This is a genomic window from Azospirillum oryzae, assembly GCF_900177515.1.
Lineage (GTDB): Bacteria > Pseudomonadota > Alphaproteobacteria > Azospirillales > Azospirillaceae > Azospirillum > Azospirillum oryzae_A.
In genome coordinates this window covers 505,166-519,095 of sequence record NZ_FXAK01000009.1, presented here as the reverse complement: position 1 = coordinate 519,095, position 13,930 = coordinate 505,166, and the positions used below count along the sequence as shown (strand labels likewise).

Genomic DNA, 13,930 nt, shown 5'->3' with positions numbered 1-13,930 from the left:
ACGACGCCCCCGTTCCGGAACTGGAGCGGGGGCTGGAGAACCAAGATGCAACGCAGTTTCCTCATCACCGGCGCGAGCAAGGGCATCGGCCTGGCTCTGGCCCACCGGCTCGCCGCGAGCGGTCACACCGTCATCGGCATCGCGCGCAATCTGACCGATGATTTCCCAGGAACGCTCTACCCGCTCGACATGGCAAGCCAGACGGCGACCGCCACGCTCGCCGACATCGTCACACGGCATGCGGTCGACGGGGTGGTCAACAATGTCGGACTCGTCCGCCCGCAGCCGCTTGGCGCAGTCGAGTTGCCGGTGCTGGAGGAGGTGATGCGACTCAACCTTCATCCGGCTTTGACGGCGGCACAGGCGGCCTTGCCGGGCATGAAGGCACGCGGCTGGGGGCGGATCGTCAATGTGTCGAGCCTCACCGTGCTCGGCGCCGTGGAGCGCACCGCCTATGCCGCTGCCAAGGCCGCTTTGGTGAGTTTCGCGCGCGGTTGGGCACTGGAGTTGGCGGGCGACGGGATCACCGTGAACGCCGTGTCGCCGGGGCCGACCGAAACCGAGCTGTTCCGTGCCAACAATCCGCCCGGCAGCGTTGGCGAGGCGCGCTACCTTGCAGGCGTACCGATGCGCCGCTTCGCCAAGCCGGATGACATCGCGGCAGCGATCGCCTTTCTCTTGTCCGACGAAGCGGGCTTCATCACCGGCCAGACGATTCATGTCGACGGCGGGGCTTCGATCGGAAAGGCCGGGTTCTGAGCAAGGACGACATGAACCGGCCTGCTCATCGACCTTCCGACAGACGGACCCGCTGCCGTTGCTGTTCACCCGGTGCAGCCGTTCGGGGTCCTCGCGAACGGCGCCCCCGCCGCCCTCCACGGCGTCGCGGGCCGATCAGGGGGCTAGTTTCACGCCGGAGAGACGTTCGCAGATCGCGATCAACCGCTCCTGAAGCCTGCTGTCTCGGCTGGCCGGATGAACCTCGCGGGGCTGCATGTGGTAGAAATAGCCTCCCGTCACCGTCGCGGCCGGATCGTTGCTGACCGCAAGCCAAACCTGTGTCCGGTGAGCCTGCTCGAGGTCGTCGGGAGCACCTGGACCGCCCATGCGCGTCGCCACCCAGCCCGGTTCGAGCGCATTCGACAGGACATCCGGCCAAAATTCCGCGACGGCAAAGGCCAGCAGCACATCGTGCAGCTTGCTCTCCGAATAGGCCTGGGTTCCATCCCAGCGGCGCATCTCCCAGGTAATGTCGTCCAGATCCGCGGATGCTGTGCGATGCAGCCCGGAACTCAAATAGACCAGCCGTTTCGGTTTTTCGATCAGCGCCGTCAGGATGAACGGCGCCAGCGTGTTGATGGCGAAGACATGCGGCAGGCCATCGCCGGTTTCGATGCGCCGCGGCTCGCGATAGCCGATGGCGACATTGTGGATGACCGCGTCATAGGGCCCATGCCGGTTGGCTTTCTCGGCAAGCCGTCTGGTGGCGCGAATGGTCGAGACGTCACCCTCGACCACCGCATGGGCCGCAGGCAGAGAACCCGCGGCGGCCTTGGCCCGCTCGCTGTTCCGTGCATGCAGGACGAGCTCATGCCCACTCTCCGCCAGCAAGGAGGCTGTCATGAGCCCAAGGCCCGCCGAGGAGCCGGTGATGAATATGCGTGCCAATGATCCTCTCCTTCTGTTGGGAAGTCTTCCGCAACGCCCTCTCATTCCGGTGCGTGTCTCAGCGCGATCAGCAATGCGGGAATGCCGATGACCGCCGAGATCGGCATGATCGACCATGGTCCGGCATGATCGACGATCACCCCTCCCACGAAAGCGCCGGCTGCAATGGCGCCGTTGTAGGCGGACACGTAAAGGGAGGACGGCGCCTCGGGTCCGTTTAGATTGGCCGCCGCCTTGAATACCCAGGTCTGCATAAGGACCGGCAAGGCGGTATAGGCGGCACCCCAGACCAGGAGAAGCGCGATGACAAGCCCGCGGTTCGTGCCGGCAAAGCTCAGTGCGGCGATGCTGGCGATCAGGACGATCATCGTGACGAAGAGCGTCGGCCGGTATCCCCGCGCCATGATCGGCCCGATGCCGAAATTGCCCACCAGGCCCGCGGCGCCATAGGCCAGCAGCAGGCCGCCGATCCATGACGTCCCGAAGCCAGTGATCTTCTCAAGGAACGGCGCGATATAGGTGAAGGCAAGGAAATTTGCCGTCATGATGAGTGCGGTCACATAGACCGCCGCGCGTAGGGGCGGTTCCCGCCATGCTTGTGCGACCGTGCTGTGCTTGCCGTCATGGGTCGCGGCGAGATTGGGCAGGGTCAGCCACATCTTGATGAAGACGGCGAGGGAAAGGACCGCGAGCGCGACGAAGACGATGCGCCAGCCGGCGTAATTGCCAAGGAAGGTCCCAGCGGGAATGCCGAGCACGGAGGCGAGCGCCAAGCCGCCATAGACCGCTGACGTGGCCCGAACGGCGTGTTTTTCGGGAACGATCCGCACCGCCATGCTGGCCGCCGTCGACCAGAAGATTCCGATGGCGGCGGCAACGATCAGCCGGCTGGCCAGCAGCACGGCATAGGTCTGCGCGAAATAGGTCAGCACATTGCCGAGCGTGCAGGCCAGGAGAAGGCTGAGCATCAGCCACTTGCGGTTCCAGCGGCGTGTCGCCGCCGTGAGCGGAGTTGCCGCAATCGCCACGAGCATGGCAAACCCCGTCACAAGGAACCCGGCCTGACCGAGCGATACACCGACGCCATCCGCCATCTGAGGCAAAATGCCGATGGGCATCAGTTCAGTGCTGACGAAGGCGAATGTTCCGAGCGACAGGGCAACGACCGCAAGCGCTTCGGCCAGTGGCGAGCGCCGTTTGACGTCCCCGATGAAGGCCGCTGTCGGGGGGGAGTCTCCATGATGCTGATGAACAGCGTTTTCCGTCATGCCAAATCTCCAGCTTTGTGGTTCGACGACCATGCCGAAGATCGATTGATGCGTATAACGTCGATTTGTCGTTTAACTCATGACTGAAAATCACATATTTTCCGATGAGGCAGAGCGGGACATCCGGAGTGTCAGGGATGAATTTCGACGGTCGTATCCTATCCGGCGTCGGCGTGCTGGCCGCTGTCGTCGAAAGAGGAACGTTCGCCGGTGCAAGCGAGATGCTAGGCCTCACCCCTTCCGGGGTCAGTCGCTCGATTTCACGGCTGGAAGACCGGCTGGGTATCCGGCTTTTCGACAGGACGACCCGATCGCTGCACCTGACCGATGAGGGCGCGCGCTTCTATGAGGCCGTCGTTTCGCATCTGGAAGGCATCGAAGAAGCGGCTGGCGCTGCATCGGGGGCTGCCAGTTCGGTGCGCGGCCGTATGCGGGTCAATGTCGATCCGTTCTTTTCCGGGCTGGTGCTGGCACCGCATCTGCGCGGTTTCACAGAGCGTTATCCCGAACTTCAGATCGAGATTCACACCCGCGACGATGTTGGTGATCTGGTCTCGGACGGCATGGACGTTGCCGTCCGCTTCGGGCCGCAGCCGGCGTCATCACTGATTTCACGGCTCCTGCTGGAGACGCGCATCCTGACGGTGGCGGCGCCTTCCTATCTCGCGGCTCACGGCAAGCCGAAAAGGCCGGAGGATCTCTCCGATCACGCCTGCATCCAGTTCCGCGATCCCCTGACGGGACGGCCATTCGAGTGGGAATTCCAGCGTGGCAAACAGGTCCTGCCTGTTCCGACGACAGGGCCGCTCCTGCTGACCGATGTCAACACCATGCTGCAGGCCTGTCTTGCAGGAGCCGGCGTGGCACAGGTCATGTCTCTGGGCATCGGGCACTGGATCGCAAGCGGTGCGCTGATCGATCTCTTTCCGGACTGGCCTGACGAGACCTTTCCGCTTTACGCGATTCAACCGTCCCGCCGCCACCCGGCAGCCAAAGTCCGTGCCTTCCTGGATTTCTGCGCTGAGCTCGCGAGGAATGAGGCTCCTGGCGGTCGCTAGGGTCTGTTGAATTACCTCAGAAGCTGTTCGTGGAGGTCACGCGCTGGCGGCTTGGGTGTCGATCCGGCGCAGGCGTCGGGAGAGGATGGAGACGAAGGCGATCTGGACGAAGGCGAGGAGGTGCTCCTCGACAAAGGCATCGGCATCCGAGAACGCGTCCCAGGAGGCTGGGGTGGTGCTTGCGGGACGAATGGCAGTGCCCATAGAGTGCGGGTCCAAGCGGTGACATCGAGGGCGGCAGACCGACCGGATCACGCCCCTGCCGCAACACCCTTGCTCAGCTTAAAGTAGCATCCCGGCTAAAGCCGGATGGGACGCGCCCGCTGCGAACAGGTTCTTAGTCTGAGGTTGGCCTGAGTTGGGGCGGGGCAGAAAATCTGCCTCGTCCCAGCCGCATTTCCATCTGCCTGGAGCTCCTGTCCGCAAGCGACGGTGCTGCCGCGGCTGGACCGGTTCCTTGGAATCGATGGGACAAAATGTCGCACATTCCTCTGTAGAGGAGGAAGATGGCGGCATCCGCCCGGCGTAGCCTCGTCTTCGTTATGGAAGGGAGGCAGACGTGACATTCTCTTCGAATGAACCATCGCCCATCAATCAAAGGGACCTTCGAAACGCCTTCGGCATGTTCCCGACCGGAGTTACGGTCGTCAGCGTGCTCGACAAAGACGGAAATCCCCGTGGGATAACGGCGAATTCCTTCACATCCGTTTCGCTCGATCCGCCGCTGGTCCTTGTCTGTATCGGAAACAGATCGTTCAGTTTTCCGATCTTCTGCAACACACCGTCCTTCGCCGTGAATGTGCTGCACGAGGGACAGGCCGATGTCTCCAGCCTTTTCGCCTCCCGTTCGCCCGAGAAATTCCAGTCGACCGGCTTCGGCCCGAAACACACCGGCGCCCCGGTCCTGACCGATTGCCTCACTTGGTTCGATTGCACGGTGCACGACCGCGTGATGGCCGGCGACCATCTGATTCTCATCGGCCGCGTGCAGGCCTTCAGCCCCAGCGGGACTGGCATTGGGACGGCAAGCCGGACAGCTCCGCTCGGCTTCTGCCGGGGCCGGTACGCGACGGTGCAAGAAGCTCCGGACGCCGGTGGGGAGACACCGCACGGCATGCAGGTCGGCTACCTCGTCGAAGCGGACGACGGCATCCTGCTGCAATCCGACGGAGCGGGCGGCTGGCGGCTGCCGGGCGGCCGCAGCCGCAAGGCCGAACGGGCACTGCCTCTGGCGGACGGGAGCACACTGCCGCTGCGGCCGGACGATAGCTTCCTTTATTCGGTCTTCGACGTCGCCGGGCAGGACGCCGGCTGTCTGGTCTATCGCACCCGCCTCGCGGCCGATGCGGCGACCATGACCCTTCCGCCGGGCCTCCGCTTCTTCGCGCTCGACGCCCTGCCCTTCGAGGCCATGCCGACGCGCGAGACCCGGGCGATGCTGCGCCGCTATGTCCGGGAACGGCAAGCGGACCGCTTCGGCATCTACATCGACTCAAGCGACGGCGGGCGGCTGGCCATGGTCGACGGCCGCCCCTCTCCCTGGCCCGGCGCCCTCGCCGAAAACGGCTGATCCCCCGCCGCCCCTTCACAAAAATACGAGACCGCGATGCACACCACCTGCAGGTCGCTCGAAGGCACCCGCCGCGCCCTCTATATCGGCGGACGGTTCGTCGAACCGAAAAGCGGCCGCTACATCCCGAGCTACGATCCCACCACCGCCGAGCCCTGGTACGAGCTGGCCGACGCCGGTGCCGAGGACGTCGACGCCGCCGTCGCCGCGGCGCGGGCCGCCTTCGTTGATCCGGCCTGGCGGCGGATGACCCAGAGCGACCGCGGCAAGCTGGTGCGCCGGCTGGCCGAGCTGATCCTCGCCAACGCCGAGGAACTGGCGCTGATGGAGACCCGCGACAACGGCAAGCTGATCAAGGAGATGCGCGCCCAGATGCGCGCCATCCCCGACAGCTACGTCTATTTCGCCGGAATGGCCGACAAGCTGCAAGGCGACACCATCCCGGTGAACAAGCTGGACATGCTGAACTTCAACCTGCGCGAACCGCTGGGCGTCGTCGGCATGATCACGCCGTGGAACTCGCCGCTGATGCTGCTGACCGGCACGCTGGCGCCCTGCCTCGCCATCGGCAACACGGTGGTGATCAAACCGTCGGAACACGCCACCGCCTCCACCCTGGCGCTCGCCGAACTGGTCACCGAGGCCGGCTTCCCGGACGGCGTCGTCAATGTGGTGACCGGCGGCGGCGCCACCGCCGGGGAGGCGCTGACCCGCCACCCCGGCATCGCCAAGATCGTCTTCACCGGCAGCACCCAGACCGGCAGCCGCATCGCCGCCAACGCCGCCGCCAACCTCGTGCCCTGCCAGATGGAACTGGGCGGCAAGTCGCCCCATGTGGTGTTCGGCGATGTCGACATCGAGCGGGCGGTGAACGGCGTGGTCGCCGGGGTCTTCGCCGCCGCCGGGCAGACCTGCGTCGCCGGGTCGCGCTGCTTCGTCGAGGCCGCCATCTACGATCGCTTCGTCGAGGCGCTGGTCGCCCGCACCGGACGCATCACCGTCAGCCACCCGATGGAGGAAACGACCGACATCGGCCCGCTCGCCCTGTCGGCGCAGCTCGCCAAGGTCGAGGACTATGTCGCCTCGGGCCTGCGTGACGGCGCCCGGCTGGCCGCCGGCGGCCGGCGGCCCCAGGCGGCGGGGCTGGAGAAGGGCTGGTACTTCGAGCCGACGGTGCTGGCCGACGCGCGCAACGACATGGGCTTCATGCAGGACGAGATCTTCGGCCCGGTCGTCGGCGTTGTGCCCTTCGCCTCGGAGGACGAGATGATCGCCATGGCGAACGACACCCGCTATGGCCTTGCGTCGGGCATCTGGACCAGCGACATCGACCGCGCCATGCGCTTCGCCACCCGGATCGACGCCGGCACCGTCTGGATCAACACCTACCGCGCCGCCGCCTACATGTCGTCGAACGGCGGCTTCAAGCAGAGCGGCTACGGCCGGCGCGGCGGCTTCGACGTGATGCGCGAGTTCTCGCGGTCGAAGAACGTCGTCATCGACTATTCCGGCGCCATGCAGGACCCCTTCGTCATCCGGCTGCGCTGATCCGCCCCGACCGGGCTTCGCCTCCCCCGAGAAAAGGACAAGGACATGAAGTTCGCCGTCGCGCTTTCCATGGAGCGCTTTTCACCGGACACGCCGATGAGCGACGTGACCAGCACCATGCTGGAGCTGGTGAAGATGGCCGACCAGGGCGGCTTCGAGACCCTGTGGACCGCCGAGCACCACACGATCGAGTGCACGATCTCCCCCAACCCCTTCACCATCCTGACCTGGCTCGGCCAGCACACCGAGCGAATCCGGCTCGGCACCGCCACCATCGTCGCCCCCTATTGGAGCCCGATCCGGCTGGCCGGCGAGGCGGCGCTGTGCGATCATCTGACCGGCGGCCGGCTGGAGTTCGGCATCGCCCGCGGCGCCTACCAGTACGAGTTCGACCGCATGGCCGGCGGCATGCCCCAGCAGGAGGGCGTCGCCTACATGAAGGAGCTTGTGCCGGCGGTGCAGAAGCTGTGGGCCGGCGACTACGCCCATGACGGTCATTACTGGAAGTTCCCGCTGGCGACCTCGGTGCCCAAGCCGTTGCAGACGCCGCACCCGCGCATCTGGGTGGCGGCCCGCGACCCCGGCACCTTCGACTGGGCCGTCGGCATCGGCGCCAGCATCCTGTCGACGCCGCTGGCCGCCCCGGCCGCCGAGATCGCCGTGCTGGGCGAGAAGTTCCGCAAGGCGGTCGCCGACCATCCGGAGGTGCCGCGCCCGCGCTTCATGATGCAGCGCCGCACCTGCTGCTACGAGCGGCCGGAGGAGGCCGAACTGGCGGTGCGGCACAGCATCGACTACGGCCGCAGCTTCGAGAACCTGTTCCAGAACATCGGCACGGTGACCAACGGCTTCCCGACCGCGGTGTCCTATGAAAGCGTCGCCGGCCGCGACAACTACAGGCCGGAGAACGTCCTGAAGAACCTGATGTTCGGCACGCCGGACGAGGTGATCGAAAAGCTGCTGGACTACGAGGCGGCCGGCGTCGACCAGTTCTCGCTCGGCCTGTCCTTCAACCTGCCGGTCGAGCTTCAGCGCAAGACGCTCGACCTGTTCGCCCGCGAGGTGCTGCCGGTCTTCGCCGCGCGCGAACGCGACCGCCGGCACGAGGAGGAGCGCCGCCTTGCCGCAGCAGCGCCGCGCATGGCCGCGGCGGGGCGCTGACCATGGCCGACTCCCGTCACTTCACGATCGGGCCGGTGACGCTGAACTATCGGCTCGACGGCCGGGGACCGGAGCCGCTGGTCTGCATCCACGGCGTCGGCTCTTACCTGGAGGCCTGGAGCGGTGTGGCGGAGCGGCTCGCCGACCGCTTCACCATCCTGACCTTCGACCTGCGCGGCCATGGCCGGTCCACAAGGATCAAAGGCCGCTACGAGATCGACGATTTCGTCGGCGAGACGCTGGCGCTGGCCGACCATGTGGGGTTCGGCCGCTTCAACCTTGCGGGATTCTCGCTGGGCGGGCTGATCGCCCAGCGCCTGACCCTGACCCATCCGGAGCGCATCAAGCGGCTGGTGCTGCTGTCCACCGTCGCTGGCCGCAATCCGGAAGAGCGCCGGCGGGTGCTCGACCGTCTGGCGGCCCTGCAGGCCGGGCAGCCCGGCTCGCATTACGACGCCTCGCTGTCGCGCTGGCTGACCGAGGGCTTCCAGGAGCAGAACCCGGAGTTGATCCGGGGCCTGCGCGAACGCAACGCCGAAAACGACTCCGACTGCTACGCCGCTGCCTACCGCGTCCTGGCGGAAACCGATTTCGGCGGCTTTCTCGACCAGATCCGTTGCCCGACCCTGATCGCGACCGGGGCGGAGGATATCGGCTCCAACCCGCGCATGGCGCGCACCATGCACGACAGCATCCCGGGTTCGCAGCTGCACATCCTGCCGGGCCTGCGCCATTCGATCCTGATCGAGGCGCCGGACGCGGTGGCGGGGCTAATGGGCCGATTCCTGACGGCCGCCGACCACCCGAAGGAGACCGCAAGCTATGGATGAACCCCTGCAACGGGCGGGCGAACGCGTCCGGCGCGACGTGCTCGGCGACACCTATGTCGACCGCGCGATGGCGGCGGCCGACGACTTCTCCCGGCCCTTCCAGCAGATGGTCAACGAATATTGCTGGGGGCAGTGCTGGGCCGACGACGCGCTCGACCGCCGCCAGCGCAGCCTGCTCAATCTCGGCATGACCGCGGCGCTGGGCCGCATGCACGAGTTCGAGCTGCACCTGCGCGGCGCCATCCGCAACGGCCTCTCCGACGCCGAGTTGCAAGCGGCGCTGATCCAGATCGCGGTCTATTGCGGCATTCCCTCCGGTGTGGAGTGTTTTCGCATCGCCCGCAAAATCCGCCAGGAGATCGCCGGGGACGGCACGGGAGACACGCCATGATCGTCGAGGAGCGCATCTACCGCATCCGTTCGGGCAAACTCCGCGAGTATCTGGCGCTGGTGCAGAGCGAGGGGCTGGCGATCCAGCAACCGATCCTCGGCAATCTGATCGGTTACTTCGTCAGCGAGATCGGCCCGCTCAACCATGTCGTCCACATGTGGGGCTATGCCGATTTCGAGGACCGCACCGCCCGCCGCCAGCAGCTCTCCGAGGATCCGCGCTGGCAGGCATTCATCCCGAAACTGGCGGCGCTGATCGAGACGGCGGAAAACCGCATCCTGCTGCCGACCGCCTTCTCGCCCCTGAAATGACGAACCGGCAGCGTCATGCTCCGATTCGGAGGAACGATAGGGCTGCTTTTCCTTTGTTTCGCAGGAAGACAGGAAGACGCACAAGTCTTCCTAATGGGCACAAGTAAAAATCTTAAAGACAGGGAAAGCCCACCGAACACAACGATGGGAGACGGTTGTGACAGAACGACTGAGGGTAGAGAATCTCTATAAAGTTTTCTCCAAATCTCCCGATCCGGCCCTGCGGATGTTGGCCGCAGGTGCAAAAAAGGCCGATGTTCTGGCAAAAACCGGAATGGTCGTAGGGTTGAACGACGTTTCACTGTCGGTTCCGAGCGGCGCCATCTATATGGTGATGGGGCTGTCGGGATCGGGCAAATCCACCCTGGCGCGCTGCATCAACCGTTTGAACGAACCGAGCGCCGGTCGGATCCTGCTGGACGGCCGCGACATCGTCGCCGCCGGCGAGGCGGAGCTGCGCGACATCCGACGCACGCGCATCTCCATGGTGTTCCAGCATTTCGCCCTGCTGCCGAACCGCACCGTCGCCGAGAACACCGAGTTCGGCCTGAAGCTCCAGGGAGTCTCCCCCCAGGCCCGGCGGCGCCGGGCGGAGGAGGTGCTGTCGATCGTCGGGCTGGCGCGCTGGGGCAACCACTACCCCCACGAGCTGAGCGGCGGCATGCGCCAGCGGGTCGGGTTGGCCCGTGCGCTCGCCACCGATGCCGACGTGCTGATCATGGACGAGGCGTTCAGCGCGCTCGACCCGCTGATCCGCACCGAGATGCAGGACGAGCTGCTGCGCCTCCAGCGCACGCTGAAAAAGACCATCCTGTTCATCACCCACGATTTCCAGGAGGCGCTGAAACTCGGCACGCGGATCGCCATCATGGCCGACGGCGAGCTGGTCCGCGAGGGCACGCCCCAGTCGATCGTGCTGGAGCCGGGCAGCGATTATGTCGCCGCCTTCACCCGCGAGGTCGACCGCTCGCGCCTGTTCGACGCCCGCTGGGCGATGACCCCGGTGCAGCCCGTCCCGCTGGCCGCCGGTCTGTGCCTCGCCGAGACGGGCGACGGCGGCGGGCTGGTGCTCGACGACGGCGGCCATGTCGTCGGCGCGCTCGACTCCGAGACGCTGCGTGGCCTGCGCGACACCGCCAACTTCGGGAATAGCGGCTTCGGCGCCCTGCGCAAGGACTTCGTCACTGTGCGCGAGTGCGACAGCCTTCTCGACGCCGCCCGCGCCCACCGGGCCGGACGGCCGATGGCGGTGGTCGACGAGGAGGGCCGGCTGACCGGCACGCTCGCCGCCGACCGCATCCTGGCGGGCATCGCCGCCGCCCCTCCTCACCCAGCGGGAGGCCTGCATGCTTGACGCAAACGACCTCAACATCTTCCCGGTCGACGCCTGGATCCAGGACGGCGTCGCGTGGATCGCGCTGAACCTTCGTCCGCTCTTCCTCGCCATCAAATGGCCGGTCGAGTATGTCCTGAACCTCAACATCTTCCTGCTCCAGGAGATTCCCTTCCTCGCCATCGTGGCGGTGGCGGTGCTGCTGGCCTGGCGGCTGGCCAGTCTGGGGGTCGCCTGCTTCAGCGCCGTCGCCCTGGTCGCCATCGCCGCGCTGGGGGTCTGGTCGGAGGCGATGACCACCCTGTCGCTGATCACCACGGCCATCGTCATCTGTGCGGCCGTCGGCATCCCGATCGGCATCGGCTGCGCCCGCAGCGACCGGATGTGGGGCGTGGTCCGCCCGATCCTCGACATCATGCAGACGACCCCGACCTTCGTGTATCTGGTGCCGGTGGTGATGCTGTTCGGCGTCGGCACGGTGCCGGGCGAGGTGGCGGTGGTGACGGCGGCGGCCCCGCCGCTGATCCGTTTCACCAACCTCGGCATCCGCATGGTCGAGACCGAGATGGTCGAGGCTGGTCTCGCCTTCGGCGCCACCAAGCGGCAGCTGCTGTGGGAGGTCCAGCTTCCGCTGGCCGTGCCGACCATCCTCGGCGGCCTGAACCAGACGGTGCTGACCGCGATGGTGATGTCGGTCGTCGTCGCCATGATCGGCGCGGAAGGGCTCGGGCTGGTGGTGCTCCAGGGCCTCGGGCGGCTCGACGTCGGCCGCGCCGCGGTGGGCGGCATCGCCATCGTCCTGCTGGCGATGATGCTCGACCGCATCACCCAGAAGCTGGCCCAGCCCGGCGGCCCCGGCGGACGCCCGCTGCTCCGCAGCCTGCGCGCTCTCGTCCGCTCCGGTCGTACGGCTGACGACAAGACGGTCGCCAGCCCGGCCACCTCCAAGCCGGCGATTTCCAGTCCGGACCAGTGATCCAGACCCCAGACCGTTAGCCCCGGACCGCAAGCCCCATTCCACCCGAATCCCGTCCCGACCCCGATTGAGGAAACCGCCATGCCCTTCTTCACAAAGTCGGTCGCCAAGTCCCTCTCCGTCGCCGCCTTCCTCGCCGCGGCCTGCGTCCAGCCGTCGCTGGCCGCCGACCAGCCCGGCAAGGGCAAGACCATCCGCTATGCCCAGTCCGACAGCCTCGGCGCAAACTACGTCACCGCCCAGATCGTCACCGCCGCCTTCAAGGAACTCGGCTATTCGGTCAAGCTCAGCACGCTGAGCACGACCCTGTTCTTCCAGGCGGCCGCGCAGGGCGACCTCGACATCGCCACCGACATCAACTTCCCGCAGCGCGAACCCGCCTTCCGCAAGGTGGAGCAGCAGGCGACGATCGTCGGCGGCGGCCTGATCAAGGAGGGCGGCGTCAACGGCTACCTGATCGACAAGAAGACGGCCGACGCCCACCACATCACCTCGCTGGAGCAGATGAAGGATCCGAAGATCGCCGCGCTGTTCGGCAAGGGCGGCAAGGCCGACCTGGTCAACTGCGATCCCGGCTGGAGCTGCGGCGACGTGGTCGATTTCCAGCTCGACAAGTTCGGCCTGAAGGACACGGTGAACTCGGTGCGCGGCAAGTACGAGCCGCTGATGGTCGAGGCCGTCGCCCGCGTCCGCCGCGGGGAGCCGGCCTTCTTCTACGCCTGGAGCCCGTCCTGGGTCACCAACACGCTGGTCCCCGGCAAGGACGTGGTCTGGCTGCCCACCCCGTTCGACGCCCTGCCCCCGTCGGTGCCCAACAAAGGCACGGCGCTGGTCAGCGGCGTGTCGGGCTGCGCCGGCGGCGCCGACCCCTGCCGGATGGCGATGGCGTCCTGGAACTGGAACACCGTCGCCAACCGGGACTTCATCGCCGCCAACCCGGCGGTGAAGGCGCTGGTCGAGAACATCGGCTTCCCGCTGCAGACCTGGGCCGGCTGGGAACGCAGCATCAGCGAGAAGGGCGCCAGCGAAAGCCATATCCGTGCGCTCGCCCAGGAATGGCTCGCCGCCAACAAGCCGACCTTCGAGCAATGGGTCGCCAGCGCCAGGGCGGCGAGCTGACCCCACCGCGAACGCTCCCCAGTTTCCACCCCCGAAGCCCCCGGCCGCTCCCCGGTCCGGCCGGCTTCGGGACCGGACATCAGAGAATCGGACAGGACATGATGGACATCGGACTGCGCAAGATCTCCACCTTCATCGAGGAGACCATCGTCGAGGGCGGTAAGCCGGCCGAACGGCCGATCACGTCGGTCGTCGTCGCCGCCGTGCTGCGCAACCCCTGGGCCGGCCAGGGCTTCGTCGAGAATCTGCGGCCGGAGATCCTGCGGGTGGCCCCGGTGCTGGGGGCCGAGATGACGCGGCGCCTGGTCGCCCTGATGCCGGCCGCGCGCATCGAGGCCTATGGCAAGGCCGCGTCGGTCGGCGTCAACGGCGAGATCGAGCACGCCTCCGCCCTGATCCACACGCTGCGCTTCGGCAACATGTTCCGCGAAGCGGCGCAGGGCACCACCTTCCTCAGCTTCACCAATACCCGCAACGCCCCGGGTGCCCTGCTCGCCCTGCCGATGATCCACAAGACGGAGACCGGCAAGCGGGCGCATTTCCTGACCGCCAATTTCCAGGTTCCCGATTCCCCCGGTCCCGACGAGCTGCTTGTCGCCATCGGCGCATCGGACGGCAGCCGCGCCCATCCGCGCATCGGCGACCGCTTCCTCGACATGGAGGAGATGGAGGCGGAAAAGGCCGGCGCCCGCTGAGG

15 protein-coding genes are annotated in these 13,930 nt (G+C 66.6%); 12 read left to right on the top strand and 3 right to left on the bottom strand.

From position 1 onward, the window contains the following. The first annotated feature begins 45 nt into the window (after positions 1–45). Entirely contained in the window at positions 46–759 is a 714-nt protein-coding gene (locus B9N97_RS30815; protein ID WP_085091614.1) for an SDR family oxidoreductase, read from the top strand. A gap of 135 nt (positions 760–894) precedes the next feature. On the opposite strand, the gene B9N97_RS30810 is transcribed toward B9N97_RS30815, so the two are convergent. Both B9N97_RS30810 and B9N97_RS30805 read right to left on the bottom strand, forming a co-directional pair. Further along, a complete protein-coding gene (locus B9N97_RS30810; RefSeq protein WP_085091613.1) occupies positions 895–1,668 on the bottom strand; it encodes an SDR family NAD(P)-dependent oxidoreductase in 774 nt (257 codons plus the stop codon). A gap of 41 nt (positions 1,669–1,709) precedes the next feature. Beyond that, the gene (locus B9N97_RS30805) at positions 1,710–2,936 is read right to left on the bottom strand and encodes an MFS transporter (RefSeq protein ID WP_167393431.1); all 1,227 of its coding nucleotides are present in this window, start codon (positions 2,934–2,936) and stop codon (positions 1,710–1,712) included. A gap of 137 nt (positions 2,937–3,073) precedes the next feature. Here B9N97_RS30805 and B9N97_RS30800 point away from each other — a divergent pair, with 137 nt between their 5' ends. Next, on the top strand, positions 3,074–3,994 hold the full coding sequence (locus tag B9N97_RS30800; protein WP_085091611.1) for a LysR family transcriptional regulator: 921 nt from the start codon (positions 3,074–3,076) through the stop codon (positions 3,992–3,994). 36 nt (positions 3,995–4,030) lie between these two features. On the opposite strand, the gene B9N97_RS35815 is transcribed toward B9N97_RS30800, so the two are convergent. Continuing rightward, positions 4,031–4,198: a hypothetical protein gene (locus tag B9N97_RS35815; RefSeq protein ID WP_167393430.1), complete on the bottom strand. Its 168-nt coding sequence runs from the start codon at positions 4,196–4,198 to the stop codon at positions 4,031–4,033. Between the two features lie 355 nt (positions 4,199–4,553). Between B9N97_RS35815 and B9N97_RS30795 the strand changes: the two genes are divergently transcribed. From B9N97_RS30795 to B9N97_RS30750, 10 genes are all read left to right on the top strand, one after another. Then, a complete protein-coding gene (locus tag B9N97_RS30795) occupies positions 4,554–5,564 on the top strand; it encodes a flavin reductase family protein (protein WP_208621321.1) in 1,011 nt (336 codons plus the stop codon). Between the two features lie 36 nt (positions 5,565–5,600). Further along, positions 5,601–7,112 (top strand): aldehyde dehydrogenase, encoded by a 1,512-nt coding sequence (locus B9N97_RS30790; protein WP_085091609.1) that lies wholly within the window; start codon positions 5,601–5,603, stop codon positions 7,110–7,112. A 45-nt stretch (positions 7,113–7,157) separates the two neighbouring features. Beyond that, positions 7,158–8,273 carry an LLM class flavin-dependent oxidoreductase gene (locus B9N97_RS30785; RefSeq protein WP_085091608.1) on the top strand — a complete coding sequence of 372 codons (1,116 nt, stop codon included), beginning with the start codon at positions 7,158–7,160 and terminating at the stop codon, positions 8,271–8,273. Between the two features lie 2 nt (positions 8,274–8,275). Beyond that, positions 8,276–9,103, top strand: a complete 828-nt coding sequence (locus tag B9N97_RS30780; protein ID WP_085091607.1) for an alpha/beta fold hydrolase — start codon at positions 8,276–8,278, stop codon at positions 9,101–9,103. Further along, complete coding sequence (locus tag B9N97_RS30775) at positions 9,096–9,494, top strand: carboxymuconolactone decarboxylase family protein (protein ID WP_085091606.1); 399 nt, start codon at positions 9,096–9,098, stop codon at positions 9,492–9,494. The genes B9N97_RS30780 and B9N97_RS30775 overlap by 8 nt, the downstream gene beginning before the upstream one ends. After that, positions 9,491–9,805 (top strand): NIPSNAP family protein, encoded by a 315-nt coding sequence (locus B9N97_RS30770; RefSeq protein WP_085091605.1) that lies wholly within the window; start codon positions 9,491–9,493, stop codon positions 9,803–9,805. The genes B9N97_RS30775 and B9N97_RS30770 overlap by 4 nt, the downstream gene beginning before the upstream one ends. A gap of 157 nt (positions 9,806–9,962) precedes the next feature. After that, positions 9,963–11,159, top strand: coding sequence for a quaternary amine ABC transporter ATP-binding protein (locus tag B9N97_RS30765; protein ID WP_085091604.1), 1,197 nt, complete (start codon positions 9,963–9,965; stop codon positions 11,157–11,159). After that, positions 11,152–12,114, top strand: a complete 963-nt coding sequence (locus B9N97_RS30760; protein ID WP_085091603.1) for an ABC transporter permease — start codon at positions 11,152–11,154, stop codon at positions 12,112–12,114. Before B9N97_RS30765 ends, B9N97_RS30760 begins: the two co-directional genes overlap by 8 nt. Positions 12,115–12,195: 81 nt before the next feature. Next, positions 12,196–13,233, top strand: coding sequence for a glycine betaine/L-proline ABC transporter substrate-binding protein ProX (gene proX, locus B9N97_RS30755; protein WP_085091602.1), 1,038 nt, complete (start codon positions 12,196–12,198; stop codon positions 13,231–13,233). A 98-nt stretch (positions 13,234–13,331) separates the two neighbouring features. Further along, positions 13,332–13,928, top strand: a complete 597-nt coding sequence (locus B9N97_RS30750; RefSeq protein ID WP_244561022.1) for an amino acid synthesis family protein — start codon at positions 13,332–13,334, stop codon at positions 13,926–13,928. Positions 13,929–13,930 lie beyond the last annotated feature (2 nt).